Source organism: Acinetobacter lwoffii, assembly GCF_024129435.1.
In the GTDB taxonomy this organism is placed as follows: Bacteria; Pseudomonadota; Gammaproteobacteria; order Pseudomonadales; family Moraxellaceae; genus Acinetobacter; species Acinetobacter lwoffii_F.
In genome coordinates, this window is record NZ_JAMXXN010000004.1 from 141541 (window position 1) to 166830 (window position 25290).

General features: G+C 45.8%; 22 protein-coding genes. 8 read left to right on the top strand and 14 right to left on the bottom strand.

What is annotated here, in order from left to right; all coding sequences use genetic code 11:
- Nucleotides 1-246: 246 nt before the first annotated feature.
- Entirely contained in the window at nucleotides 247-2127 is a 1881-nt protein-coding gene (gene parE / locus NI455_RS04245; protein ID WP_004281275.1) for a DNA topoisomerase IV subunit B, read from the bottom strand.
- A gap of 1 nt (nucleotide 2128) precedes the next feature.
- A complete protein-coding gene (locus tag NI455_RS04250; protein WP_005245646.1) occupies nucleotides 2129-2722 on the bottom strand; it encodes a YqiA/YcfP family alpha/beta fold hydrolase in 594 nt (197 codons plus the stop codon).
- 246 nt (nucleotides 2723-2968) lie between these two features.
- On the opposite strand from NI455_RS04250, the gene NI455_RS04255 reads away from it, so the two are divergent.
- On the top strand, nucleotides 2969-4300 hold the full coding sequence (locus tag NI455_RS04255; protein WP_253112600.1) for a GPI inositol-deacylase: 1332 nt from the start codon (nucleotides 2969-2971) through the stop codon (nucleotides 4298-4300).
- 54 nt (nucleotides 4301-4354) lie between these two features.
- On the opposite strand, the gene NI455_RS04260 is transcribed toward NI455_RS04255, so the two are convergent.
- Nucleotides 4355-4882, bottom strand: coding sequence for a disulfide bond formation protein B (locus tag NI455_RS04260; RefSeq protein WP_247143252.1), 528 nt, complete (start codon nucleotides 4880-4882; stop codon nucleotides 4355-4357).
- Between the two features lie 19 nt (nucleotides 4883-4901).
- Entirely contained in the window at nucleotides 4902-6479 is a 1578-nt protein-coding gene (gshA, locus tag NI455_RS04265) for a glutamate--cysteine ligase (protein ID WP_253112602.1), read from the bottom strand.
- Nucleotides 6480-6690: 211 nt separating this feature from the next.
- On the opposite strand from gshA, the gene NI455_RS04270 reads away from it, so the two are divergent.
- From NI455_RS04270 to NI455_RS04280, 3 genes are read left to right on the top strand one after another with little or no spacing between them, the layout of a single operon-like run.
- A complete protein-coding gene (locus tag NI455_RS04270) occupies nucleotides 6691-7230 on the top strand; it encodes a DUF924 family protein (protein WP_253112604.1) in 540 nt (179 codons plus the stop codon).
- Between the two features lie 52 nt (nucleotides 7231-7282).
- A complete protein-coding gene (locus NI455_RS04275) occupies nucleotides 7283-7834 on the top strand; it encodes a CC0125/CC1285 family lipoprotein (RefSeq protein WP_253112606.1) in 552 nt (183 codons plus the stop codon).
- A gap of 11 nt (nucleotides 7835-7845) precedes the next feature.
- Nucleotides 7846-9147 (top strand): DUF445 domain-containing protein, encoded by a 1302-nt coding sequence (locus tag NI455_RS04280; RefSeq protein WP_253112608.1) that lies wholly within the window; start codon nucleotides 7846-7848, stop codon nucleotides 9145-9147.
- Between the two features lie 88 nt (nucleotides 9148-9235).
- Here NI455_RS04280 and NI455_RS04285 read toward each other — a convergent pair whose 3' ends face one another.
- The gene (locus tag NI455_RS04285; protein WP_253112610.1) at nucleotides 9236-9523 is read right to left on the bottom strand and encodes a DUF2798 domain-containing protein; all 288 of its coding nucleotides are present in this window, start codon (nucleotides 9521-9523) and stop codon (nucleotides 9236-9238) included.
- A gap of 259 nt (nucleotides 9524-9782) precedes the next feature.
- Here NI455_RS04285 and argS point away from each other — a divergent pair, with 259 nt between their 5' ends.
- Both argS and NI455_RS04295 read left to right on the top strand, forming a co-directional pair.
- Nucleotides 9783-11573 carry an arginine--tRNA ligase gene (gene argS / locus NI455_RS04290; RefSeq protein ID WP_253112612.1) on the top strand — a complete coding sequence of 597 codons (1791 nt, stop codon included), beginning with the start codon at nucleotides 9783-9785 and terminating at the stop codon, nucleotides 11571-11573.
- Between the two features lie 317 nt (nucleotides 11574-11890).
- On the top strand, nucleotides 11891-12508 hold the full coding sequence (locus NI455_RS04295) for an SPOR domain-containing protein (RefSeq protein WP_005245641.1): 618 nt from the start codon (nucleotides 11891-11893) through the stop codon (nucleotides 12506-12508).
- 317 nt (nucleotides 12509-12825) lie between these two features.
- Here the strand turns inward: NI455_RS04295 and asd are convergent, their stop codons facing one another.
- From asd to NI455_RS04320, 5 genes are all read right to left on the bottom strand, one after another.
- Nucleotides 12826-13677, bottom strand: coding sequence for an archaetidylserine decarboxylase (asd, locus tag NI455_RS04300; RefSeq protein WP_253112614.1), 852 nt, complete (start codon nucleotides 13675-13677; stop codon nucleotides 12826-12828).
- Complete coding sequence (locus NI455_RS04305; RefSeq protein ID WP_253112616.1) at nucleotides 13674-14522, bottom strand: sulfurtransferase; 849 nt, start codon at nucleotides 14520-14522, stop codon at nucleotides 13674-13676. Before NI455_RS04305 ends, asd begins: the two co-directional genes overlap by 4 nt.
- Before the next feature lie 185 nt (nucleotides 14523-14707).
- On the bottom strand, nucleotides 14708-15913 hold the full coding sequence (gene pncB, locus NI455_RS04310; protein WP_044108794.1) for a nicotinate phosphoribosyltransferase: 1206 nt from the start codon (nucleotides 15911-15913) through the stop codon (nucleotides 14708-14710).
- A gap of 119 nt (nucleotides 15914-16032) precedes the next feature.
- The gene (locus NI455_RS04315) at nucleotides 16033-16563 is read right to left on the bottom strand and encodes an ankyrin repeat domain-containing protein (protein ID WP_253112618.1); all 531 of its coding nucleotides are present in this window, start codon (nucleotides 16561-16563) and stop codon (nucleotides 16033-16035) included.
- Nucleotides 16564-16748: 185 nt separating this feature from the next.
- The gene (locus tag NI455_RS04320) at nucleotides 16749-18263 is read right to left on the bottom strand and encodes a catalase (protein WP_253112620.1); all 1515 of its coding nucleotides are present in this window, start codon (nucleotides 18261-18263) and stop codon (nucleotides 16749-16751) included.
- Nucleotides 18264-18490: 227 nt separating this feature from the next.
- Here NI455_RS04320 and dtd point away from each other — a divergent pair, with 227 nt between their 5' ends.
- Nucleotides 18491-18931: a D-aminoacyl-tRNA deacylase gene (gene dtd, locus NI455_RS04325; protein ID WP_253112622.1), complete on the top strand. Its 441-nt coding sequence runs from the start codon at nucleotides 18491-18493 to the stop codon at nucleotides 18929-18931.
- A gap of 119 nt (nucleotides 18932-19050) precedes the next feature.
- On the opposite strand, the gene NI455_RS04330 is transcribed toward dtd, so the two are convergent.
- The 3 genes from NI455_RS04330 to serB form a co-directional block, all read right to left on the bottom strand.
- Complete coding sequence (locus tag NI455_RS04330) at nucleotides 19051-19530, bottom strand: SCP-2 sterol transfer family protein (RefSeq protein WP_253112624.1); 480 nt, start codon at nucleotides 19528-19530, stop codon at nucleotides 19051-19053.
- 141 nt (nucleotides 19531-19671) lie between these two features.
- Nucleotides 19672-20007 carry a ciprofloxacin tolerance protein AciT gene (gene aciT / locus NI455_RS04335; protein ID WP_004647188.1) on the bottom strand — a complete coding sequence of 112 codons (336 nt, stop codon included), beginning with the start codon at nucleotides 20005-20007 and terminating at the stop codon, nucleotides 19672-19674.
- Between the two features lie 414 nt (nucleotides 20008-20421).
- A complete protein-coding gene (serB, locus tag NI455_RS04340) occupies nucleotides 20422-21642 on the bottom strand; it encodes a phosphoserine phosphatase SerB (protein ID WP_253112627.1) in 1221 nt (406 codons plus the stop codon).
- A 77-nt stretch (nucleotides 21643-21719) separates the two neighbouring features.
- Here serB and NI455_RS04345 point away from each other — a divergent pair, with 77 nt between their 5' ends.
- On the top strand, nucleotides 21720-22973 hold the full coding sequence (locus NI455_RS04345) for a hypothetical protein (RefSeq protein WP_004729076.1): 1254 nt from the start codon (nucleotides 21720-21722) through the stop codon (nucleotides 22971-22973).
- 94 nt (nucleotides 22974-23067) lie between these two features.
- On the opposite strand, the gene ppk1 is transcribed toward NI455_RS04345, so the two are convergent.
- On the bottom strand, nucleotides 23068-25131 hold the full coding sequence (gene ppk1, locus NI455_RS04350; RefSeq protein ID WP_253112629.1) for a polyphosphate kinase 1: 2064 nt from the start codon (nucleotides 25129-25131) through the stop codon (nucleotides 23068-23070).
- Nucleotides 25132-25290 lie beyond the last annotated feature (159 nt).

Sequence of the window (25290 nt, forward strand, 5' to 3'; positions counted from 1 at the left end):
TTAACCGATCTCATTATTTGTATTATGAATCATTGATTTAGTAATACTAAAAAGAATTAAACCTGTATTTAAATACTGTATCCGAGCTTAATTCTAAGTAGGTCGCGCAAAGAGCAATGAAAGCATGGCGGAAGTGAGATAGAAGATGATGTACAAATAAAGTGCAGTATTTTGAATAATTTTTGCACTGTTTTAAAACAGAAAATCCCGCAAGCGCGGGATTTTTTATTGCTTAAATTCGATAGTTTAAACCACCAAATCTGCCAGATTGCCTTTTTGCTCTAACCAGTCTTTACGGTCACTGGCACGTTTTTTTGCCAAGAGTTTATCCAATAAACCTGCAGTATGATGAGCATCATCTAAGTCCAGTTGCACCAGACGGCGCGTGTTTGGATCCAGTGTGGTTTCACGCAACTGGCTGGCATTCATCTCGCCCAGACCCTTGAATCGGGTAATTTGCGGATTCTTGGTTTTGCATTTTTTCAGGATGCTATTCAGTTCGTCTTCATCCAAAGCGTAATGCACATCTTTGTTGTCATCAATACGGAATAATGGCGGCATCGCTACAAATAAATGCCCTTCCTCGACCAGTGTAGGAAAATGCTTTACAAACAAGGCACACAGCAAAGTCGCGATATGCAAACCATCCGAGTCGGCATCCGCCAGGATACAGACCTTGCCATAACGCAGTTCAGACAAGTCATCCGAACCCGGATCAACGCCAATGGCAATCGCAATATTGTGTACTTCCTGCGATGCTAGAACTTCGTCAGAAGAGACTTCCCAAGTATTCAGGATTTTTCCACGAATTGGCATAATCGCCTGGAAGTTCTTATCACGCGCCTGCTTGGCCGAACCACCCGCAGAATCCCCTTCCACAATAAACAGTTCTGACTGATCCAGATCATGGCCTACACAGTCCGACAGTTTCCCCGGCAAGGTTGGACCCGCGACAATTTTCTTACGTTCTACTTTTTTCGCTGCTTTGAGACGGCGACCGGCTTTGGAAATGGCCATTTCTGCCAGTTGCATGGCGATATCAGAATTCTGGTTCAACCATAATGCAAAGGCATCTTTGGCAATATTCTGCACAATTCCAGCTGCTTCACGGCTCGATAGACGTTCTTTAGTCTGACCTGAGAATTGCGGCTCCTGAAATTTCAGCGACAGGATATAATTGACGCCGTCCCAGACATCTTCGGCAGAGAGTTTCATATTCCGCGGCAGCAAATTACGCAGTTCACAGAATTCACGCATCGCATCGGTGACGCCTGAACGCAGACCATTCACATGCGTTCCGCCTTGTGCGGTCGGAATCAGGTTGACATAAGATTCCTGGACGCTTTCACCCCCTTCGACATTCCAGCAAATTGCAAATTCTGCGCTGGCACGTTCCGCATCGCCTGTGGCAACAAACGCCGGTGCCGGAATAATTTCACGGTCTTCCAGCTCGTCCATCAAATAATCAACCAGACCATTTTCAAACTGCCAGGTGATCTTTTCATCATTGATCTGATCAACATAGTTGATCTGTAAGCCCGCCGCCAAAACAGCTTTGGCTTTGAGATTATGTTTTAAAGCTTTGAGGGCAAATTTAGGAGAATCAAAATATTTGGCTTCAGGCCAGAATTGTACAGTAGTTCCTGATACCCGTTTCGGTGCCTTACCTGCCAGTACTTCAAGCGGTGCAACCGGTTCGCCATTTTCAAAGGCCATTTTATACAGATTGCCCTGACGCTGAACTTCAACCTCTACCCGGGTCGAAAGCGCATTGACCACTGAAATCCCAACGCCATGCAAACCACCGGAAAACTGGTAATTATCGGTGCTGAACTTACCGCCGGCATGCAGTTTGGTCATGATAATTTCAATACCGCTCTGGCCATATTCAGGGTGAATATCCACCGGCATACCACGGCCATTGTCTTCGACTGATAAAGAACCATCTTTATAGACCGTGACGGTAATCTTGTTGGCATGCCCTGCCAGTGCCTCATCGACAGCATTATCAATCACTTCCTGTGCCAAATGGTTGGGACGAGAAGTATCGGTATACATGCCCGGACGACGACGGACCGGATCCAGACCAGATAAAACTTCAAGAGATTGAGCCGTATATTGAGACACGTTATTCGGTTTCCTTTTTTATGCAGTCCAATAAAAACTGTAAGACGAACGGAATTTTCTCCGCAAAATCATCCATCCCGTGACTGCCATAGGCTTCAGTCATCAGCATTGCAGGGGGATGCGCAGCACTATAATAACGATGTGCTTCACGATAATCCAAAACTTCATCGCCTTGTTGCAGCAGAACCAGTATTTTGTCTGCATCTTGTGCAACAGGCAGGGCCAATTGCTGGAGTTGTACCAGATCTGCCTCATCCAGACACCAGTTTGGATGTACTTGATAAGGCAATTGCTCGTCAAACAGTTCACGAAACAGTTGCCATGGTCGCATTGCCGGATTGATCAGTACAGCAGGCACAGCATGCTGTGCGACCAGATGTGTCGCATAAAATCCGCCGAGACTACTGCCCAGTAATGCCACATTATGCATCGATTCAATCAGTTCAGAAACATGCGCAATGGCAGCGTTCGGTGACATGTTTAAATCGGGTAAATGTACCTGAATTTCAGGATACTTTGCACAGTAATGTTGCAGCAATTTCCCCTTGATCGAGTTGGAATTACTCTTAAAACCATGCAAATAAATGATATTCATGAACTACCAACAAAAAACCCATCAATCATCAAAATTTAATTTAAATAATGTGAAGTACACTACTTTATAAGACCAGTTAATTGCTTAAATTGTCTGACAAAAAAGCCCAAAATCTTTTCTCATTCTCGTTATTTTAAGCTGAGGCCCTCAAAATCCGGAAACTCAACAAGAAAAAGAATTTATACCGCGAAGTTCTTTAAAAAGAAAGATGGCACCATATGCGGCTCATTGAAAGGACAGGATCAGATGCCAAGTTTGACACCGTTACATGAAACCTATTGTCGATGGGACCGAACCCCGCCGAGTCAGGCCGATGTACTGGAAGGTCTGGCGCAGCTGGTAACGATGCGCTTTAACGATGTGATCCAGGAGCTGATCAAGAGTATTCAACGCGAAATTTTAATGAGTATTTTCGGTTTAAGTGAAAATAATTCTGAAAAAATTCAGAATATTCCGTCGATTGTGCGGCTCTATCAAATGTCTTATGACATGCTGTTTCATTACGGCAATACCCTGATTGCCCCTGCTTTGCGCCAGATTATTGAACGCTTTCCTAAACTGCATAATAAACCGCTGACACCTTCCTTGCATTTTCTGGTCAGTGTCTTAAATGGTATTATCGGGGATTATCTGCTGAAATATCAAAACCCTCTAGCCCTGCCGATGGTGATCTATGACCATTATGGCTCGCTGCAAAAAGGTGAGCTAAGCGGTCGTATTACTTTGTTTGTACATGGCTTATGCATGAACCATTTAGACTGGTCAAATCGCAAATATGAAGGCATTGGGGCAAAATTACTGGCGCAGCGCGACCGCAATACCATGCTCTACCTGAATTACAATACTGGACGCCGGATTTCTGCCAATGGTCGAAGTCTGGCGAATACCTTACAGGATCTGATTGCTCGCAATCCGAGAATTACCAGTATTGACCTGATCGGGCATAGCATGGGTGGTCTGGTCTCTCGTAGTGCGCTGTTTTATGGCAAGCAGAATGTCTATAGCTGGGTCAATATGGTGGAAAATCTGGTCTGTCTGGGTTCACCGCATCATGGTGCAGTACTGGAACGTTTTGGCTTTAGCTTGCAGGACAAACTTGGACATTTTCCACTGATCCGGCTGCTTGGCCATCTGGTCAATATTCGCAGTAACGGTATTCTGGATTTGCGCCATGGCAGCGTCCGGGATGATGACTGGGAGCATAATCCACTTCGGATCGGCTTTATGGATGATCACCGTAAACCTGCCCCAATTCCCTCGCATATCGATACCTATCTGGTCGCCGGTACCATCGAGTTTGAAAACCGCAAGAACAAGACCTTACATGTGATTGGCGATTATCTGGTCAGTATTAAAAGTGCTTTGGGCGAGCACCCCAATCCGCGTTTCCAGCTCAAAGTCCCGGATGCAAACAAGGCGATTTTCTACGGCCTGAACCATTTTGAAATTCAGTATCATCCGCTGGTGGCCGAGCAGGTGGCGCGCTGGTTCTATCCAAGTATAGAAGATGAAGCCTTTGATCAGATTCATGAATATGTGATGGATCTGGACAGTCTGGAAGGCATTGCCCTGACCTGAACTTCAGCAAAATAAAAAAGCCCTCGATTGAGGGCTTTTTTATTAAATATGGAATTAATATTTATCTCTGAGTCGTTTAACCGGTGCCTTTTTATATTTACGCAGTAGTTGCCACAGACTAATCAACAATAAAATACTGAAAAAGATCAAAGACCAGACAGGCAAGGATTGACCCAAAAAGGTCCAGTCAATCGCGGCACATTCCCCTGAACCATTTAAGACCTGTTGCAGTACAGACTGCATCGGCAGGGTTTCCAGCCAGTATTCCAGACCGGGACCACAGCTCGGCACCTGATCCGGTGGCAGGTTCTGTAGCCAGACATGACGTGCAGCCACGCCCACAGCCCACAAAATACTGAGCGAACCCAGCAAGGCATATAGCCGCTTCATGAGATTGGATGCGGGATTATGCAGGAATGCGATCAGTGAGATGATCCCGAGTCCGATTAATCCAACACGCTGAAACACACAGAGCGGACAAGGCGCCAGACCTTGTACATGCTCAAGATATAAGGCAAATGCCATGCCGATGACAGCAGCCAGAAACAACATACCACTCACGAAGCGATAACCCCATTGCATGGTGAATCCTCTTATTTTTTTATCGATATTGGGCTAAATAATCAGCAAAACTGACGCTGCTATCTTGCTCGAGTTGCTGTTGCTGCTGCAATGACTTTTGTGACATTTCTTCAAAATAAGCCAGGGTTTCCGGGCTGAGCTGATGTTCTTCATAGACACTGCTGTGCTGTTGGGCCAGATGTTGGCCAAAATGCCACATACCGCCCTGCTCACGTGTATCCCCGACCACCAGAGCAGACAAGGTGGCATCGACTTCATCGACCCGGATCATCATGGTTTTTAAAGCATCAGTATATAGAGTACTGTCGTAGGCTGAATTTAACAGCTTGGCCAGGGGATGCATACGCTGCAAATGCATGGCACACCAATCTTCAATCGGATAAGACTGGTCATTTTCCATAATTGCCGCATTTGGCGCACGGCCGCGGTTCACTACTTCAGCCTGATTCTGTTCAATAATATCCTGTTCATTGCTGAGGAGCGCCGGACTGTCCTGCAATAAACAGTACAAGGCTACGACTTCGAGGAAGCCGGCCGTATCTTCATTAATGCCAATCGGGCTGTATGGATTGACATCGACTGCACGCAGCTCGACATAGGCAATCCCACGATTTTCCAGTGCCTGTGACGGCGTTTCACCTGCAAGCGGCACCTGTTTCGGGCGCACTAAGCTGTAATATTCATTTTCGATTTGCAGCACATGATCATTGATCTGGATCGGCTGGCCATTGGCATCATCTAGTCCCAAACGGCTAAACGGTTTATACGGCGTTTTGACGGCTTTTTGCAGCCCGTCCAGATAGTCCTGCAAATTATTGTAGTGAATACCGAGCTGTTTCTGCGCAGAGTTTTGATAACCAAAACGTCCCATACGCAGTGCAGTCGCATAAGGCGAATACAAGGTACCTTTGACCAATGGCAGCAAGAAATGATCACGGCCAGTCATAAAGCACTGGCAGACCGCCGGACTGGCCCCGATCAGGAACATCACCAGTGGGGTCAGACGAATAAAGTTGCGGATCAGGCCCATATAGCGATGACTGCGATAATCCTGCAAGCTCAGTGCTTTGAGTGCTTCATCTTGTTCCTGCTGTTGCAGTGCCTCGAACAGATGGTCCGGGAAAGACAGGTTGTAATGCACGCCTGAAATCGTCTGCATACGGCGACCATAACGCACACCTAGACCACGACGATACAGGGTTTTAAATAAACCGATATTCGAGCTGCCATATTGTGCCAGCGGAATGCTGTCATCCCGACTGTCCAGCATACACGGCATCGACAAAGGCCAGAGCTTTTCATCATTTTCCAGATGACGATGCACAATCGCATGAATATCGCTGAGATAGTCCAGCGCTTTTTTAATACTGTCCTGTGGCGGAGTAATAAACTCCATCAACGCTTCGGAATAGTCTGTGGTGATATGTGGATGAGTCAAGGCTGAACCCAAGGCACGAGGATGCGCTGCCTGTGACAGGAAACCATCACTTTGCATACGCAAGCTTTCACGCTCGATACCACGCAACATGCCTTTGATGAGTGACGACTCGACCCAGGTTGGTAATACATTTGGGGAAGTCGATTCAGGTTGACTCATTACAATCTCGCTTAAGGGGGCTAAATTATTAAATTAAAATCATCGGTTTAATCAGTATAACGTGATTTCATGCCGGCACATGACAGGCTGCCTAGTTTTCAGGCAAACCATTGATTTTTAATTTGGCAAATTTTTAACACAAACTTCCTCTATAAGACATGGAAAATTTGTGATTTTATTAACAAATAGATGCTAATGAATTGTAAATATTATGAATTATCAAGATATTTTAGACTTCTGGTTTCATGCAGACAGCCAGCCCTTATGGTTTAGCCAAAGCCATGAATTCGACCAAAGTATTGCGCAGCAGTTCATGAGCACCCATCAGCAAGCAGCCCGGGCTGAACTTTGGGGCTGGCGTAAAACAGCAGAAGGCCGGCTGGCCGAAATTATTGTCCTGGATCAATTTTCACGAAATTTATTCCGTGATTCTCCCCAAGCTTTTGCCCAAGACAGTTTGGCACTGGCCTTGGCTCAGGAAACCATCAGCCTGAACCTGGATCAACAACTCAGTCCGGAACAACGTGCCTTTCTATATATGCCATTTATGCACAGCGAATCCAAACTGATTCATGAATTCGCATTAAAACTGTTTCAGCGTCTGGGCAATCAGACCAATCTGGAATTTGAGAAAAAGCATAAAGTCATTATTGACCGCTTTGGACGTTATCCGCACCGGAATCAGATTCTGGGTCGTGCATCGACCGATGAAGAACTTACTTTCCTGACCCAGCCCGATAGCAGTTTTTAAGATTTTTTAAGCCCGGCTGTCTGGACTGGATCATTGCATCAGGAGATCGAACATGAAAAACATGCTACTGGGATTGAGTGTGATTGCTGCCATCAGCCTGACCGGCTGTGCAACCACACCATCAAAGCCCTTAACATTTGATCAGTTAGGTCGCTACAGTACCACTCCCCTCAATAGCAACACTTACCGTATCAGCTTTCAGGCCCGTCCCAATATGAGCTTTGGCACAGCTGAAGAAATTACCCTGCTCAAAGCCGCACAGACTACCGTACAAAATGGCTTTCAGTTCTTCAGAGTACTGAATGATCCAAGTAACCGTAGTCAACAACCTCCACGGCAGGCCATCGTCTATCCGGCACCAAGCTTTTATCCGTACGGGTATTACCGTCGATATCCAGGGTTCTGGCCAGACCCATTCTATGACCGTCCTTATACTGTGACGCTGGATCCTGCCCAAGTGGCCTATACCATTGAATGCTTCAAGGCCAATCAGGCACCTCAAGATGCCTTTGATGCCCGCTTGATTTTACAGTCACTTGGGGCTAAATATGGTTTAAGTCCATCCGGTGCAGTGCTGCAACCGCAACCGGCCAATCCCTCCTGACAGGATGATCTATGCAGACAGAGCGTATCTCCCCGAGCTTACAACGCAGTAAACGTTTCGCGACCATCGCCCTGGTGGTCGCCGTACTGACCTGGTTGGCATTGATGGTTGCAGCCAAATTGTTACCTGAATATGTCTGGCTCATTCATATTCTGATGCTCTCGGCAGAAGCGGGTGTGGTCGGTGGTCTGGCGGACTGGTATGCGATTACTGTGCTGTTTCGTAACCCTTTTGGCAGATTGCCCATTCCCAAGTTTTTACGTGACCATACCGAGATCATTCCACGTAACAAGGCCCGTATTGCAGAGTCAATGGGCCGTTTTGTGCAGGAAAATTTTCTTTCTCCGCAAATTGTACAACGCAGTCTGGACAGTACTGACCTGAGTCTAGCCGCGGGACGCTGGCTAGCCAATCCACAAAATAATGCCCAAGTGACTCAGGTCATCCAGCAGACGGTGCCTAAAATCTTTGAATTTGTGGGACAGGAACAGATTGCCGGATTTATCCAGAGCAACAGCGTGCAATGGGTCAAAAATACCCAGATCAATACCTTAGCCAGTGAAATGCTGCATGCCGTTCTGGACAATGATTTCCATCAGGATGTGCTACAGCGCGGACTGGATGTGGTGCATGCCTGGATGACCTCGCATCCTGAACAAACCCGCGAGCTGACCCGTAACCTGTTTAAGGAAATGGGCGTGTGGAAACTGGCCAAAGGTGCCAGCTGGATCGGGATTGACGTGCAGCAACGCAGTATTGATTCCGTAATCGGGCGCGTTGAAGCCATGCTGGCCGATCCAGATCATCCATGGCGACTTAAAATTGAGAACATGGGACATAACTGGATGTTACAGTTGGCAGATAATGACAGTGAAGCCAGCCAGCGTCTGAATGAAACCAAAGATGCCTTATTAGATAGTCCACAGGTACTGAATTTTATCAGTGGTGCGGTGGTGATTTTATGTGATGCGATCAAGGAAGACTTGCAAAAACCTGATTCGGGTATTGCAGAGAATCTTAGAATTGCCATTCAACAGGTCGGAGAAAATATTATCTCAAATGCCTCGGTACGTGAGCTGCTGAATAAACGTCTCAGCGGAATTGCGGTTGACCTGAGTGACCAGTACAGTGAAAAAGTCATTCGTTTTATCAGCGAGCGCATTCACGAATGGGATTCAAGCGAGATGATCGATAAGATTGAAAACGAAGTCGGCGGTGACCTGCATATGATCCGGGTCAATGGGGTCGTGGTCGGTGCCTGTATCGGTCTGGTGCTCGGGATCATCCGGGCGGCGGTGGAGCATTTAATTTAAAAATGATGCTATTCGCCCCATACAGCCCCACTTTTAAAATGCCCAAGAATTGACTCCAGCCAGATCAAATTTAAGATTTAAAAAATGATCATTTGGGTGGCTGAGGTCCGGACATATCCACCAACAGCCCAGTGAATTTGCGTACGAATGGCAATAAGGTCACCACAATCGGAAAAGCAATCGCCCAGGAAATCATCCAGTTATGAAACCAGAGTGCCATAAATCCCTCAATCCAGCCAAGATTGCGCAGCATATTGATCATGGAAATAATGCCACTCATCAGGCAGGACAGGATAAAAGGCACAATAATCAATGCACATTTTGCAGGAAGTTTAGGAATATGACCGATAATGGTCGGACGTTGTGATGCAGCCACGACATGCTCTTTTTACTGTTTTCAGATGACTAATATAAGCCAAATTCTGTACGGTGAAGCATTGTTTTTTTCATCTGAAATGTTGAGCTAAAAACTGGTTTTATTTTCATGGGATTAATCCGTTGATTTTCCCTTTCTTTAGTCAAAAGCTTCTGACAAAGTGATCCTCTACTTTTTATTCCCTAGAAATGCTTTTACCTAAACAGCCTGAAATTTGCTATATTTGCTGTTTTTCTGCGATCTCTATTTTCGACTGATTATGAATACGGCAATACAAGCAGCTCTCGATCATGCAGTGCACACTTTACAGGCACAAGGCGTACTCCCATCTGACTGGAACAATACAAGTAATTTGACGCGTACCAAAGACCGAAGCCATGGTGACTTTGCGTCGAATATTGCCATGATCGCGTCGAAAGCTGCGGGTATGAAGCCACGTGATTTAGCGGAAAAAATTCTTGCTGCCCTGCCTGAAGTGGCAGATATCAGCAAGGCAGAAATTGCCGGTCCTGGTTTTATTAACTTCTTCCTGAATGCCGACCAGCGCTTTGCAGTCCTCGATCAAATTCAGACACAACAGGCAACTTATGGCCGTACCCAGGTCAATGCTGACAAACGTATTCAGGTTGAATTCGTTTCTGCCAACCCAACCTCTAGCCTGCACGTAGGTCATGGTCGTGGTGCTGCATATGGTATGACGGTTGCGAATTTGCTTGAAGCGACCGGTGCCAAAGTCGACCGTGAATACTATGTCAACGATGCTGGCCGTCAAATGGACATTCTGGCGACTTCGACTTATCTGCGCTACTTAGAATTAACGGGTCAGGAACTGGTATTCCCGAAAAATGCCTACCAGGGTGACTACGTAAAAGAAATTGCACAAAGCATTATTGACCAGGATGGCGATGCTTATGTCCGTCCTGTGGCCGACGTGTATAAAGATGTGCCTGAAGATGTACAGTTTGCAGCCGAATTAGATGCTGATGGCAATAAAGTCGTATTGTCTGGTGATAAAGAAAAACACATTGATGGTTTGATCTTTAATTCACAAGCGTTAATTGGCACAGGCTACCGCGTATTCTTGCAAGCCGCGCTTAAAGCAATCTTAGATGATATTAAAGATGACCTCGGCGAGTTTGGTGTAACCTTCAATCAATGGTTCAGCGAAGAATCATTGACAGACAAAATTGAAGAAGCCTTACAGACTTTAGACCAGCGTGGTTTCCTGTATGAACTGGATGGCAACATCTGGTTTAAATCCACTGCATTCGGTGATGAAAAAGACCGTGTCGTAAAACGCCGTAATGGTCAGACCACCTACTTCGCATCTGACATCGCTTATCACCTGAACAAGTTACAACGTGGCTATACCGATATCATCGATATCTGGGGTTCGGATCACCACGGTTATATCGCACGTGTAAAAGCGGCCATTGATGCGTTGGGCTATGACTCGAAAAAATTAACGGTTCTTCTGGTTCAGTTCGTGAGCCTATGGCGTGGCGGCGAGATGGTACAAATGTCATCTCGTTCAGGTCAGTTCGTGACCTTGCGTGACCTGCGTAAAGAAGTCGGCAATGATGCCGCTCGTTTCTACTACGTAATGCGCAAGTCTGAACAGCACATTGATTTTGACCTTGATCTTGCTGTGTCACAAAGCAAAGACAATGCAGTGTATTACATCCAGTATGCACATGCCCGTATCTGCCGTATGTTAGAAAAAGCAGCGTCTACCAACGTCAACTTTGATGCTACAGCGGCACGTAATTTAGCGGCTAAACTGGAGCTGGATGCTGAAACTGAAATCCTGGCCAAGCTGGCGGCCTATCCAGAGATTCTGGTCCGTGCTGCAAACAGCTATGAGCCGCATCAAATCGGTAACTACCTGAAAGAGCTGGCAGCATTGTTCCACGGCTGGTACAACGACAATAAAGTACTCGGTGATGATGCTGAATTGACCCAAGCACGCTTATTGTTATCAGTGAACGTACGTCAAGTACTGCGTAACGGTTTAGAACTTTTAGGTGTGTCTGCACCTGAGAGCATGTAAGCAAAACACTGTTTTGCATGCTCGCAAGGCGAGAGCTAGGCTCGAAGCAGAAATGTAAAGCACTGCTTTTACATTGATGCAAGACAAGAGCTAAGCTCGAAGTGAGCATTTAAGCAAAACATTGCCGTTTATCTGCTGAGCAGACATTTTGTAACTTCAGCTATGTGCTTGAAGATATAGATAAATTAAAATTCTGTGTGATTTGTGATCTAGAGGATGACTTTTGTATCCTGATCACATAGGATGAAGTGATAGTAAGGGCATAACTGCTGTTATGCCTTTTCTATATGTCCCGATTAATAAGAGGAAAATCCCAAGTGTTTGGAAAAACGCAGCGCGGTGTATCTGAAAGACCGAATAAGCCTAAAAAGCCACTTATTCCAACTTGGCTCGGCACACTCGTGATCATTTTAATCGTGTTAAGTTTTTTGATGGCACTGATGCTCTGGAAGCCATGGGAACCGGTTAAACCGAAAACTCAAACAAGTGCTGAATCTGTCCAAGAAGAAGATACCAATAAAGATTACCGTTTTTATGATCTGTTGCCACAGCAACAAGTGACGCCGATTCCTGAACAGGCCGTCCCTGAAAACAAAAATCAGGATACAGTAGTGATTGTAGAAGCGCCTCGACCTGAAGTGGCTACACCTGAAGCGACGACGACTGAACCTGGTTTAGAAGCCAGTGAAGCACCTGTTGCCGCTCCGGCCAGTTATATTCTGCAAGTGCGCAGCTTTGATGATCCAGATCAGGCCGATGCCCGCCGCGCCGAAATTATTCTCAATGGTTTATCTGCTGATGTGGTACGCAGTGTAGAAAATGGTAAAGTCTGGTATCGCGTGGTTTCTGGCCCTTACGATTCTGCAGAAGCTGCGATTATCGCGCAGCAAACCTTACAAAATAGCGGGATCGATTCTATCGTCGTGAAACGATAAACCTTAGCAATAAAAAAGCGCCTGATGGCGCTTTTTTATTGCTTTTTAGCTCCTCCCTTTTAAAAGGGAGGCTGGGGGGGATTAGCTAAAAATTAAATCCATCTTTAGAAAGGGGGAAGCTCCCTCACCTTCTAGGAGATGAGAAGCACGGCTTCGCAAGGAAGAGGTTATTTTAAAAGCCCCTCCACCTAGCCTCCTCCCTGAGCGAGATTCAAAGCAATGCTTTGAATTAAAGTGCAAGAGAAGGAAATTAAAAATTTTAATCCCCCTCGATCCCCCTTTTTCAAAGGGGGAGGCAACAAGAGGTTAAAAGTATCTTATAGAGTATGTCCCAGCGCTTCACCCATATTCACCAAAGAATTGGCCTTGAATGCAGCATCCCACTGCATTTTATTTTCTTCAAATAAAATCACTGCAGTTGAACCGAGGTAGAAACGACCCAGTTCTGCCCCTTTTTCCAGGAACAGGTCATGCTGATTAAGTTCGATTCGTCCTGAAGGCTTCACTTTGCCGGTTGCCACGGTTTCAATACCCGCCACAATCATCGCGCCGACCAATACCACCGCCATACGGCCAATTTCAGTATCAAACAGGCAAACCATACGTTCATTGCGTGCAAACAGGCCCGGAATGTTTTCTGCGGTCACCTGGTTTACCGAGAACAGCTCGCCCGGAACATATAGCGTTTCAGTCAGGGTGCCAGCAAATGGCATATGCACCCGATGATAATCACGTGGCGACAAATATACGGTCGCGAATTCACCATTTTTGAATGGCTCGGCCAGTTGTGGATCAGCAATCAGGGCTTCAACGGTAAATTTCTGGCTTTTGGCCTGAAACACATCGCCATTTTCAATTTTACCCAGCTGGGAAATCGCACCATCTGCAGGCGAAACAATGCTCGTAGCATCTGGATCAACCGCACGGATACCTTCTTTTAGGGCGCGGGTAAAAAATTCATTAAATGACTTGAATTTCAGGGCATTGGCCTGCTCAGCAATCGACATATCAATGCCATACTGCGCCTTAAAGGCAGTAATTGCAGCAGTTTTGATAATCGGGTTTTCGCTGGCGGCAATTTTACCCACCACACGAGACAAGCGATGTTGCGGTACTAATCGTTGAGCTTTAATAAAAAACTGTTGTTTTAAACGTGACGTGATGCTCAAGATGGCAGCTCCCCTGTAGCGATTGGACTATCGAGGCTGTTGCCCCATTCACTCCACGCACCATCATAGGCTCGAATTTTCCAGCCCAGTAAACGACCCAGAATATAGGCCAAACCTGAGCGGTGATGGGACTGGCAGTACACCACAACGGGTTGATTCAAATCAAAGCCCAGTTGTTCCAGACGCTGCTGAGTACGTGGTAAAGGCTGTAATTTTAAATGATTTTCGCGATTAAGGGCAGTACTCCATTCAAAATGACGTGCTCCCGGAATGTGACCGCCGCGTCGAGCCGCTAGACGTAAACCGGTATATTCATCTTGCGTACGGCAATCCCAAATTTGAACCTGTTGATTTTCAACCTGTTGGCGCAGTTCATCATAGCCAATCTGAAAATTCGCCTGATGCTGGAGATTGACCTGCAATACATCCTTCACTGGTGCAAACTGCTCCTGACTGGAAGAAGTCGGCAAACCGGCACCGAGCCAAGCATGAATCCCGCCATTCAATAGGCTGGTATTTTCAAAACCCAGACAATGCAGGTTCCAGAGCAAACGTCCGGCCCATGCCCCGCCCTCATCATCATAAGCCACCACATGATGTTCAGGAGAAATATTCAGATAATCAATGAGAGCCTGCAAGCCTTCCGCGTCCGGCAACAGTCCCATTGCCGTTTCATCCTGACGCACCAGAAGTTTAGGCTGAAGATGCAAGGCATGCGGAATATGCAGCTGCTCATACACAGAGGCACGGCTCAGGTCGACAATACGAAGTTTTTCATGGCCCAAATAGGGAACTAAATCTTCTGCCTCAATCAGCAGGCCAAAATTAAAAGCTGCAGCGGTCATCGTTATCATGGCTATTATTGGTCAAATCCTGTTGATCTTAGCACAGCTGGTTTTTACACTGATGCGCTTTCTTTGCAGATGATTAGCAAGATTTTAGCTAAACCCTGGTCTTAAATAAGCTTGCATAAAAAAAACCGCATCTGCATAGACACGGTTCTTTAAGATTATGAATTGTTCAAACTGACTTAGACAGGTTCATTGATCTCAAAAACCTGACGTAAATAGGCCAGGAACGTATCATTATCGGTCATGGTCTTGCCCGGGCTATCCGAGATTTTGGCCACTGACTGACGGTTACATTCCACCAGTTTCAATACAATATTCAGCGGAGTCTGTCCCATATCATTGGTCAGATTGGTACCAATCCCGAAACTGACCTGGAAACGGTCTTTAAAGTATTGATGCAGTTTCCAGGCTTTTTCCAGATTCAGGCCATCACTAAAAGTCAGCATCTTGGTTTTGCTGTCAATTTTCAGCTTTTTATAATGCGCATAGGCCTTGTCACCCCATTCATAAGGATCGCCACTGTCATGACGCAAGCCATCAAACAGTTTGGCGAAGTACAGGTCAAAGTCGCGCAGGAAGGCATCCATCCCCACCACATCGGTCAAGGCAATGCCCAAGTCACCACGATATTCCTGCACCCAGCTTTCCAGTGCAGATTTCTGGAAATTACGCAGACGTACGTCCAGCGCCTGAAAAGCTTGCAGGAATTCATGCGCCATGGTGCCAATCGGGGTAATCCCCAGCTCTTTGGCCAACAGTACATTACTGGTACCACGGAACACATGCGGTGCAGCTTTGTGAAATTCTTCGACCACATGCTTTTGCCAATCGAAACTGTAACGGCGACGCGTACCAAAATCTGACACCAAAAATGGTGGATCATTGGGGTTTTGCGCAGCATCATACTGCTTTAATAACTCGATTTTGGCTTTTAAACGGCGCTCGCCTTCCGCCAACACTTCAGGTGTGCGAATGCGGCTGAAATACAGTTCATTCACAATCGCCAGTACGAAGATCTCAAACATCATCGCCTGAACCATCGGGCCTTCCACCACAATATCCAGACGGCCTTGACTGTCGATACTGGCCTTAATGAAACGGCGCTTGAGCTGGAACAGTTCCAGATAATCCACAAAATCGCTTTTGATAAACCGTAAGCTTCTTAAGTATTGCAGTTCATCTTCTTTGAATTTGAGCTGACACAGCAAGTCCAGTTGATGATTGAGATCATCCAGAATATCCGTCAATGGATAGACTGTATCTTCCAGATTACGACAACGGAAATGGTAGACACTATGCGTTTGCGGAAACTTGTGTAAGACCACTTGTAACATGGTGAATTTGTACAAGTCAGTATCTAACAGAGAATGGATAATTGGAGCCATAACTAAGGGAATATCGCTGTGCTTATCTCTGCATTAAAGCATAAAAAGTCGTGCAATAATGCAGGATTTACGTACAGCTGGCTGTATTTGCGACAAAAGTATCAGAAGCATAACCCGCTTTATTTCTGGGTTTTGGTCTGAGCTTTTTCCTGCTCCTGAATCAGTTTCTGCAACTGTTTTTCCTGACCAATGACCTTGGCAAATTCGGCTGTGGTCTTTTGTCCGGTTTTTTGCGCCTGTACATCACAGTCCACCTGACGCAGCTGCTTGGCAATCGCAAATTCCATTTTAAACAAGGCTCCCATCAAGGCTGTATTGCCTCGATTGTCTCGAGCACAGCGGTCTGCCCCATGCTTAAGCAAACTAGCGACAATATCCTGATGGCCATAATAAGTCGCCATCATCAGTGGTGTATAACCGTCTTTATTGCGTACATCGACCGGAAAGCCATGTTTCAAAAATTCGTTGATAACTTCGCTATTGCCAATTTTGGCGGCAGCAAAGAACAGGTCGACCAGTTCCTGTTGTGAGTTCATCTGAATATTGTCCACGCTTTTAGCGGGGGAGATCTCCTTCGCGACAGTCACGTTTGCGAATGCGGAACCTATCGTGAGAATACTGGCTAAAAACATAGATGACATAACTTTCATGATGAACTCCAGCAGAAATCGAAGGGGAATTTAAGTCTTGAAAGACTGAATTATCCTGAGATGAGATAAAAAACGGAGTGCCTGTAAAACTCCCCCTAGGGTGCAGGAAAGGTTTGGAGTATTACAGGACTTTTTGGAGGTGATGCGCTATGCCCTAGTCACCAGTTCCTCAAGACCAATCGGGATTAGTCTTTTAATTTTGCAGCTTTGGCTTTAACAGTCGCGAGATTACCGTTTACCGCCTTGGTCATACGTGTACCGTAGTCTGTATCTGCCTTGTAGAAATAAGACAACATGATGTGCTTGGTTTCTGAATCTTTCACTGCACCTAAGTCAGCAGCAAGGTTCATGATCAGGTCATTTTTCTCTTTGACCGTGTATGAACGGTATAGCTCACCTGCCTGCTTGAAGTTCTGCTCTTTCACGCCAATTTGCTGTACATGTCCAGATAATGGTGTTTGTACCGCACGTGCTTTTTCAGTTGCAGCTTTTGGCTCTTTACGGCTTGGCTCATAGTTCACATCCGAGTCACGCTCAGAGATATTCATGTAGCCATCCTGATTATTGTTGTTCACATTCACCACAGAACGATTTACCGGAATTTGCTGATGGTTCGCACCTAGACGGTACATTTGTGTATCCGAATAAGAGAAGATACGGCCTTGAAGCAAACGGTCTTCAGATGGTTCGATACCTGGTACCAAGTTACCTGGTGCAAATGCAGCCTGTTCAGTTTCATTGAAGAAGTTCTTCGGCATACGGTTCAGCGTCAATGTACCGACTTTCACTTCTGGAACCAGCTCGGTTGGCCAGATTTTGGTTGGATCTAGCGGATCGAAATCAAAGCTATTCAGATCTTTAGGATCAAGCACCTGAATATACAGATCCCATTTCGGGAAATTACCTGCATAGATGTTGTTATAAAGATCATTGGTCAAGTGATTGAAATCTTTACCTTGTTGTACAGCCGCTTCTTTGACGTTCAAGCCCTTCACACCCTGTTTAGAGCGGAAGTTGAATTTCACGTACTTGTATTCGCCTTTATCGTTATACAGTTTGTAGGCATGTACACCGAAACCGTCCTGTTCGCGGTAGCTGGTTGGGACACCTTGCTTGCCATAAACATAAGTCAGCATGTTGGTTGCCCAAGGCTGGCTAGACAGGAAGTCAAATACACGGTTGGCATCTTGTACATTGGTGACCGGGCTTGGTTTCATCGCATGGATGAAATCCGGGAATTTGATCGCATCACGGATAAAGAAGACTGGCGTCTGGTTACCGACTAAGTCCCAGTTACCTTCCTGGGTATAGAATTTGATGGCGAAACCATGAGGGTCACGTAGGGTTTCTGGTGAACTTTTACCATGAATGACGGTAGACATACGCACAAAAACTGGAGTTTTAGTCCCCGCTTTGAACAATGAAGCGAGGGTAAGATCAGATAAATCTTTGGTTGCAACGAATTCACCATATGCCCCAGTACCACGCGCATGTACGACACGCTCAGGAATACGCTCACGACCAAAACGTTGTAATTTTTGTACCAGTTGAACGTCCTGAAGGAGTACTGAACCATTTGGACCCGCAGTGATCGAGTTCTGGTTATCACCGACTGGTGCGCCATTGTCTTTCGTTAAAGGAGCAGCTTGTGCAGCTGTGATAGTTGCAAGCATTGCAACCAGTAATGAACGCTTAAACATTTCTAAATCTCTCAATTTATTACCTTTCCTGCATGAGCTAAGATACGCCAACACAATAAATAGATAAAACAGATTATTTTTATTAATTCAATCGCTTTAATGAATTTACAAAAATTAATCAATTGATTTTCAGATATTTAAAGTTCATAAAAACAGCATCTCATACTGCTCCAGATTTTATTCTTGCTACAATCACCTCCATCTATCATTAGCAGTCCATATGTAAAATGCGTGCCTTATTACAAAGAGTTTTAGAAGCTAAAGTCGTGGTCGAGGGTGAAACCACCGGGGAAATTGAAAAAGGAGTTCTGGTTTTTCTTGGTTTAGGTAAAGACGATAATCTGGAAAAAGGCAAAAAGCTGATGGATAAGATATTGAAATACCGCTTCTTTGATGATGAACAGGGCAAAATGGGCTGGAACGTTGCCCAGGCCGGCGGTGGTGTATTGCTGGTTTCACAATTTACCTTGATGGCACAGACCCAGAAGGGTTTACGCCCAGACTTTGGCCCGGCTATGCCGCCTGCCGAGGCTAAAGCACTTTATGAGCAGCTAGTAGAATATGCTCAACGCCAGTTTGAACATGTACAAACCGGTATTTTTGCCGCTGACATGAAAGTGCATCTGGTCAATGATGGGCCGGTGACATTTAATCTGGAAGTGGAATGATTCAGTAAAAAAGCCCTCGAATTGAGGGCTTTTTCTTTTAAAAAATCTTTCATCCTTTCACCCCCTCTCTGTGTTTCTCCCAAAGGGAGAAAGAAAAGGTTAGATGAAAGATGTTTAACTTATTTACCGGTTTTTTCTTTAATAAACTGACGTACCATTTTCACTTTTTCTTTGACTGGCTTTGGCAGTTTCGGTGGAATCATCTTCGCCACTTGGTTAAACCAGACCAGCAGGCCAAAGTCGCCTTCCATTTTGATCGTGCCGCTTTGCATCCCGGTCATAAATGCCGTCGGGTCACCTTTAATCAAAGTCTTCACACCCTGCTCACTGTCAGCAAACTGCAACACAAAATCGGCTTTTTCAGCATCACCAGAAACGGTATCGATATGACCATTATTGACAATAATCTGACGTGCCATACCTTCATCCGTACCAATCTGGATACGGAATTGACGTCCATGTACCAGTTCAATGAATTTTGGGCTGGTACGTGCCAACTGCTTCATACGTAAAGCTAGACCTGCGACCAGTAAGTCCAGCGGATCTGTACTCATATCAATAAGAGGAAGTTTTAACACAGGAATGGACGACAGTTTCATGGAGGATGCCTATTCTAATTGTACGAAAATTGACAAATATCCTAGCATAGTTCTGGGCTAGGTGGATTATGCAGTTTGTATCATATTTCCAAACTGAAAAATGCACCCGTGGGTGCATTTTTTTCATTGCAACTTGTAGAATTAACGGCTTGAAAGCTGCTGCTGGTCGTCTTCATAAACTGGCGTATGTTCGATGCAACGGCGTTTTGCCAAAGCACGTTCAGCACGACGATCTTCACGCAACAACAGGCCAGTCACGACCATCATGACCGCAGTTAACGCGCTCAGATAACTATACGTCATTGGTAGTTCAAACCAGGTTTGAGTTCCTACACGAATCACCTCGATCAGGCCCCATACCAGCATACCGGCCGCCATAAAGCTCAACCAGCGACGATAAGGCGAGAAGAACACAGCAAGCACAGCTACAGCGACTAAACTGAAGCCCACAATCGTTGCTAAATTCGCTGTTACCATATAACCCCCTCCATCCAGATAGATAGTTTCCGCTTGATATTGCAACGCTTCTATCTATTGAATTTCGTTAAATCAATAAAATGGAATCTGTTGATTTGTATCTCTATGCCTGCATTATGCTGAGTTTTTTGCATAAAAAAAGTCCTGTCATCGAGCCTAACGACATACTTTGTCGCGATATTATATTGTCATTACATTTTTTGCTTTTCACATTTTTGTGGATCAATGACTGCGCCAATGTTGGCGTGTCATTACAAAATTATCAGTAGTTTTTTTAAGTGAAAAAATTATTTTTCCGTTTAAGATGATCGATGTTTTTGTAGCCATATTTTAGCTATTCCTTATATAACTCAGATCATCAACAATAAAAAACGCGACCCAGAGGTCGCGTTTAAAATCAATCAAAGCCTGTATTTATGCACGGTTCAGGTCTTTATCATGTACGCCGAGCAGATACAGCACCCCATCCAGACCGACGCTAGAAATCGCCTGATTGGCATTTTGACGTACCAAAGGTTTGGCACGGAAAGCCACACCGAGTCCTGCAATGGATAACATTGGCAAGTCATTGGCGCCATCACCGACTGCAATGGTTTGTTCCAGGGAAATTCCCATCTCCTGGGCGATTTCACCGAGCAAGAGTGCTTTGCGTGCGCCATCGACGATATGGCCTTTGACTTCACCGGTAACGACACCATCCTGCACATCGAGCGCATTGGCATGCACTTCATCAATATCCAGTTTAGTTTGCAGATATTCTGCAAAATACTGAAAACCACCTGAAAGGATTGCAGTACGGTAACCTATTGCTTTTAAAGTCGAAATCAGGCGTTCCGCCCCTTCGGTAATGGTCAGGCGCTCGGCAATTTTCGGAAGTACCGATGCGTCCATACCTTTTAATAAAGCCACACGGGCACGGAAGCTTTGCTGGAAGTCCAGCTCGCCTTGCATGGCACGTTCGGTAATTTCAGCGACCTGCTCACCAACACCGGCTTCAATTGCCAGTTCGTCAATAACTTCCTGCTCGATCAGGGTCGAGTCCATATCAAAGCAAACCAGACGGCGGTTACGGCGATAGGCATTGTCTTCCTGCACCGCAACATCGACATTTAATTCATTGGACAGGCTCAAGCAGGCCGCACGCATGGCAGCTGCATCTAGCATTTGTCCACTTAAACCGAACTGGACACAGGCACGTTTTGGCCCTGCGCTCTGGCCATCTAAAATGGGGCGGCCAGACAGACGGGTCACGGTTTCAATATTAAAGCCCTGACCCGAGACAATCTGGGTCACGGCTTGCAGATGAGAGGCATTTAATTCAGGGGCCAATGCCGTTACGATATAACGTGTGCGTCCACCCTCTTTGACCCACTGATCATATTCAGTCGCAGAGATCGGTTTAAAGCGCACAGTTAACCCGATATCATGTGCTAGAATCAGGATCTCCTTCATGGCTAATGCTGTCGCTGTCTGGTCTTCAGAGGCTACAACAATACCTAAGGTTAACTGATTATGAATAACCGCTTGCCCTACATCTAAAATCTGTAAGGAATGGGCGGACAAAACCTGCATTAATCGTGTAAATTGATTAGGCTGGTCAGGTCCTAAGAATGATATAAGAATGATTTCTCGCATGAATTGACTCGGGTCTGAGCTACAACTATTGTTAGAATCATAATCGAAATTGAACAGAATTGCCTTGGAAGTTTACGTTGAATGCGCCTAGACAAGGGCTATTTGCTAGCCTATTGATTGTAAGTTTTGCTCTGCATACCTTTTTACTGGTATTGGCAACCACTCACCAACTGAATGAAAACCGTGCCAATCAGGGACAGCTGATCACCAGTCAACTGGTGACAGACAGCCTGTCTGAGCTTGAACCACCCAACCGCGTTTCTCTGGCGTTGCTGGCAAATCGTTATGCCACCAATCCAAGTGTCGCTTCCATCCGGATTCTAGATGCGAAAGCTCAGGTTTTAGCCACTGGCGGACTGACCAAAACCCGCGAGGGTGAAGTTTTTGTCCGTGATGCGCTGCAAAATGAGAAAAAAGTCGGTGTGATTGAAATCACTCTGATTGAACCAAGTATTGGTGAAATTCTGCGGACACAATGGCTGGCAATTCTGTTCTCGTTCATCATTCATGGTCTGCTCTGGGTCGCTTATCGTGCTGTGGCACGTCCAAGCCGCACCGAATATCTGGCGCGCATCAATAACGAATCGCGGCTGAAATTCGAGATTCAGACCCTGACCCAGGCATTGGAACAGGAAAAGCATAATGCGGCACTGGCGATTGCCCAAGCCCAACAGGCAGTGAAAAACAAAGCCAAAGAAAAAGAACATAAGCCGGCGGTACTGGAGAGCGATAGCCTGAGCTTAAACATCCAGTTCTACGATCCAAAACAGTTACTGGATAGCGTGAATAAAACCGTTTCGGTGCCTTATTTCAATCTTTGCCAGATTTTTCTGAATAAAGCCACCGAACTCTGTGTGCAACGCTATAAGTTGAATAGTTCTGATATTTGTACCGTACATAAATTTGATGAAAAAGGTGCCACCATCAGTATCGCGGCAGACAAACCGAATGCCCTGGCCTGCCTGACCATGATCAGTGCTGTGTTCCAGCTGCTTTCGGAAGTCCTGTATAAACGCTATCGTGAAGAAAAACGTTTTGTGCTACAAACCCGCAGCGCGATTGCTTCTAAAGTCGAGGAGATGCAGCTCAGCTCGGTACAGGCCGCTGAGCGCCTGACTCAGCATCTGGTCGCGAAAGAAAGTGCCTTACATGTACCGAACACCTTGCTGAAAGATGTGAGTGATCACTTCCAGCTGGTCAGCATGCCGAATCCAACCAATGTCCTGACCCGTCATGCTTTTGTGGTGAATGGGATGGATGCTGAAAGCGCCGAGCTGGCACAGACTTTTAGAACCGAAATTCTAAAATCCAAACAGTCCAAAGCCTCATAAATATCCCTGAATGTTGCAATTAAAAAAGCCGGATTCAACATCCGGCTTTTTTATGGGTACAAAACAAATACGCCAGTGTGTCTTGGCCTATCTCTTAAATTTTTAACTGTTTTTGTTCCAGCAGATATTGCTGGGCATTATAAGGCTGGGCCGGATCCTGACAGGGGACTTTATGCCACTGACCCTCGGCATCTAACTCCCATGCATTGTGACAATCTTTTAAATAGCTGATCAGGCCATCTTTATAAATCCGTTTTTTCAGCTCTGGATCCAGCACCGGGAAACAGGTTTCCACCCGGGAAAACAGGTTGCGCCCCATCCAGTCAGCACTGGCACAATACAGTTTCTTGGCGCCGCCATGCTCAAAATAATAGACCCGGGTATGTTCCAGGAAACGCCCAACGATTGAACGTACCCGAATATTTTCCGACATACCGGTAACTTGTGGAATCAGGCAGCAGATTGAACGCACAATAAGGTCAATTTTTACCCCAGCCTGCGAAGCCTGATACAGGGCAGCAATTAATTGCGGTTCGGTAAGCGCATTCACTTTGATGATGATATGCGCGGCTCTGCCGGCCAGGGCAAATGCCTTTTCCTGTTCAATCAGTTTCAGCAATTCGCTATGCAGGGTAAACGGTGCATGCAGCAAGGCTTTCAGTTTGGCCATTTTCCCCATACCAGTCAGTTCCTGGAACATGCGGTGCACATCTTCACAGATATCCGGCTGTGTGGTCATCAGGCCATAATCGGTGTACATGCGGGCATTACCGGCATGATAGTTTCCGGTACCCAGATGCGCATAACGCAGTAATTCCTGATTTTCACGCCGGACAATCAGAATCATTTTGGCATGGGTTTTATAACCGACGATGCCATAGACCACCACTGCCCCGGCTTCTTGCAGGATATTGGCCACCATAATATTGGATTCTTCATCGAAACGTGCCCGCAGTTCAATCACGGCTGTGACTTCCTTGCCATTCCGTGCGGCTTCTGCCAGCACCTGAACAATTTCCGAATCCGGACCACTGCGGTACAGGGTCTGCTTGATCGCCAGCACCGCCGGATCCTTGGCCGCTTCGCGCAGCAAAGTAATCACCGGCTGGAATGAATCAAAAGGATGATGCAGCAGCACATCCTGCGCTTTCAAAATTTCAAAAATACTTTTCTGTTTACGGAAAATTTTGGGAATCACCGGACTAAAATGCGGATACTTTAATTCCGGACGCTCAAAGCTGGTACTCAGGCGGGACAAATTGATTGGTCCATCAATCCGGTACAGTTCCTGTTCCGTCAGATTAAATTCATCCAGCAAATAGTCGATGATGTTCTGTGGAGAGTCATTTTCAATTTCCAGACGTACTGCACGACCAAAGCGGCGCGAACACAGTTCATCTTTTAAGGCCACTGCCAGATCGTCAACATCTTCCGACAATACCAGATCGGCATTGCGGGTAACCCGAAAGGCATAACATCCGGTCGCTTTCATGCCGGGAAACAAATCACTGATATGCTGCTGGATGATCGCAGTCAGAAAGATCTGGGTGGTATTGTTTCCGGTGACATCTTCCGGAATTTTAATCAGGCACGGTAAGGAACGTGGTGCCGGCACAATCGCCATCTCGATTTCACGGCCAAAGGCATCTTTACCTTCCAAGCTGATAATAAAGTTCAGACTTTTATTCACCAAACGTGGAAAAGGATGTGAAGGATCCAGACTGATCGGGGTCAGTACCGGTTGCACTTCTTTGGCAAAAAAGGCTGCAATCCAGGCCTTATGTTTTTCCAGAAGATCCTGATATTGAAGAAACTGAATACCCTGCGCCTGGAGTTCAGGCAGAATTGCATGATTCAGAACCTCATACTGCTTGTTAACTGTGGCATGAATGGACTGGGACAGTTGTTGTAGAACCAGCTCGGTGGGTACAGCATCAGGCGTCCGGGTAGTCGCATTCAGGTCTTGCTGTTTCATCAGCCCGGCAATCCTGATTTCAAAGAACTCATCCAGGTTACGGGAAAAAATAATCAGGAAGTTTAAGCGCTCTAAAATCGGTAAATTCGGATCGAGTGCTTGTGCCAAGACACGACGCTGAAATTCAAATAAGGAAAGTTCCCGATTAAAATAGGTCGCTGACGAATGCTGAAATTGTTCCATGCCCTCTCAATGCTGCTGATTACAGTCTGTTGTTTCACATCATTGAGGGGCGATCTTAGGCAGACTTCATGACACTTATGTTACAAAGCTCGATAAATCCATATAAATTAATATTCTAACTTTTTCACATTACAAAAAATCTGGTTCCCAGCTTTTTTG

Coding starts and splice junctions, on each gene's coding strand:
- NI455_RS04250 (WP_005245646.1), bottom strand. CDS start 2,722: ATGAATATCATTTATTTGCATGGTTTTAAGAGTAATTCCAACTCGATC.
- NI455_RS04255 (WP_253112600.1), top strand. CDS start 2,969: ATGCCAAGTTTGACACCGTTACATGAAACCTATTGTCGATGGGACCGA.
- NI455_RS04260 (WP_247143252.1), bottom strand. CDS start 4,882: ATGCAATGGGGTTATCGCTTCGTGAGTGGTATGTTGTTTCTGGCTGCT.
- gshA (WP_253112602.1), bottom strand. CDS start 6,479: ATGAGTCAACCTGAATCGACTTCCCCAAATGTATTACCAACCTGGGTC.
- NI455_RS04270 (WP_253112604.1), top strand. CDS start 6,691: ATGAATTATCAAGATATTTTAGACTTCTGGTTTCATGCAGACAGCCAG.
- NI455_RS04275 (WP_253112606.1), top strand. CDS start 7,283: ATGAAAAACATGCTACTGGGATTGAGTGTGATTGCTGCCATCAGCCTG.
- NI455_RS04280 (WP_253112608.1), top strand. CDS start 7,846: ATGCAGACAGAGCGTATCTCCCCGAGCTTACAACGCAGTAAACGTTTC.
- argS (WP_253112612.1), top strand. CDS start 9,783: ATGAATACGGCAATACAAGCAGCTCTCGATCATGCAGTGCACACTTTA.
- NI455_RS04305 (WP_253112616.1), bottom strand. CDS start 14,522: ATGACCGCTGCAGCTTTTAATTTTGGCCTGCTGATTGAGGCAGAAGAT.
- pncB (WP_044108794.1), bottom strand. CDS start 15,913: ATGGCTCCAATTATCCATTCTCTGTTAGATACTGACTTGTACAAATTC.
- NI455_RS04315 (WP_253112618.1), bottom strand. CDS start 16,563: ATGAAAGTTATGTCATCTATGTTTTTAGCCAGTATTCTCACGATAGGT.
- NI455_RS04320 (WP_253112620.1), bottom strand. CDS start 18,263: ATGTTTAAGCGTTCATTACTGGTTGCAATGCTTGCAACTATCACAGCT.
- dtd (WP_253112622.1), top strand. CDS start 18,491: ATGCGTGCCTTATTACAAAGAGTTTTAGAAGCTAAAGTCGTGGTCGAG.
- NI455_RS04330 (WP_253112624.1), bottom strand. CDS start 19,530: ATGAAACTGTCGTCCATTCCTGTGTTAAAACTTCCTCTTATTGATATG.
- aciT (WP_004647188.1), bottom strand. CDS start 20,007: ATGGTAACAGCGAATTTAGCAACGATTGTGGGCTTCAGTTTAGTCGCT.
- serB (WP_253112627.1), bottom strand. CDS start 21,642: ATGCGAGAAATCATTCTTATATCATTCTTAGGACCTGACCAGCCTAAT.
- ppk1 (WP_253112629.1), bottom strand. CDS start 25,131: ATGGAACAATTTCAGCATTCGTCAGCGACCTATTTTAATCGGGAACTT.